Annotated in this window: 2 protein-coding genes; one reads left to right on the top strand and one right to left on the bottom strand. The window is 60.5% G+C overall.

Annotated features, from left to right (window positions below; genetic code table 11):
• Positions 1 to 425: cation:proton antiporter (locus tag BLX42_RS13735; protein WP_178110737.1), on the bottom strand; the 425-nt coding region annotated here is incomplete at its 3' end.
• A 202-nt stretch (positions 426 to 627) separates the two neighbouring features.
• Between BLX42_RS13735 and BLX42_RS13730 the strand changes: the two genes are divergently transcribed.
• The coding region (locus BLX42_RS13730; protein ID WP_161871988.1) for an EamA family transporter at positions 628 to 1,226 on the top strand (599 nt) is incomplete at its 3' end.

Below are 1,226 nucleotides of genomic sequence, written 5' to 3'. Positions count from 1 at the left end.
GGCGAGATCAGTGCACCGAACAGCAGGCAGTAGATCAGCGGCACCTGCCAGCCGAACATCGCAAACACCCAGTGCGACAGAAAGCCGATCACCACGGTGGCGATCAGCACGCCGAGCGTTGCCAGCAGCCCGATCGGCCAGCGGTAGCTGCGCAGATCGGTGAGGTTGACGTGCAGTGCGCCGGCGAACAGCAGAAACGCCAGCATCCAGTGCATCAACAGGTCATTGAAGTCGATCTGGTTCATCAGCCCTTCGACGCGTTCTTCAAGGCCCGGGAAGCCGATCAGGCTAAGCCCCTGCAGCATCAGCGAGAACAGCAGTGCCGTGACCATCACGCCGATGGCGGGTGGCAGGCCGATAAAGCGGTAATTGACGTAGGTGAGGAGTGTTGTGAGGCAGATAAACGCAGCAACTAATTCAAGCATCCCAAATCCTGTAACAATGGCTTCCAAGTCGTAACCCGAATGGCTCGGGCAGTTCTTTGATGATCTGGCGAGGGTCTCGGGACACAGTTTTTGACCTGGCTGGCTGGTTTCGTTCCGCATTTGATGCAGAACCGCCTCGCGCCCATTGTCACTACCAAGGCTATATATTCAGTGGCTGATAACGTCACAAGGACCTGAAGGCGTGCTGGCAACTTCCCTGGTATTGGTCGCAGCCCTGCTGCACGCGACCTGGAACACCCTGATCAAATTCAGTGGCGAGCGCTTGCTGGTGATCGCCAGCATGGACTCGGTAGCCCTGGCCTTTGCCGTGCTCGCAGTGGCCTTCGTGGACCTGCCGCCTGCCGAGATCTGGCCTTGGCTGATCGCCTCGGCATTGGCCGAGCAGTTGTACCGATTCCTGCTGATCCAGGCATATCGGGTAGGCGATCTGGGGCTGGTCTATCCTCTGATGCGTGGCTTGTCACCGCTGGTGGTGCTGGGGCTGACCCTGGCGTTCGCCGGCGAGTCGCTCAGCCAGCAGCAAATCATCGGCATATTGCTGATCCCGTGTGGCATGGCGTGCCTGCTGTGGCAGGGAGGTGGGGGTGAGCGCCTGCCCTGGTCGATGCTGCCAGTGGTGGCGCTGATCGGCCTGTGCATCGGTTGCTACACCTGGTTCGACGGGCAGGCCGTGCGGTTGTGGGGCAAGCCCTGGGACTACCTGGTATGGCTGACCCTGCTCAGCGCCTGGCCTTTTCCATTGCTTGCCGGTGTGGCACGGCGGGGGCCGTTCGTGCTGTT

This window comes from Pseudomonas sp. SG-MS2, assembly GCF_009933855.1.
In the GTDB taxonomy this organism is placed as follows: domain Bacteria; phylum Pseudomonadota; class Gammaproteobacteria; order Pseudomonadales; family Pseudomonadaceae; genus Aquipseudomonas; species Aquipseudomonas putida_E.
The sequence above is the reverse complement of the archived record's forward strand: the minus strand, read 5'-3'. Positions and strand labels throughout refer to the sequence as shown.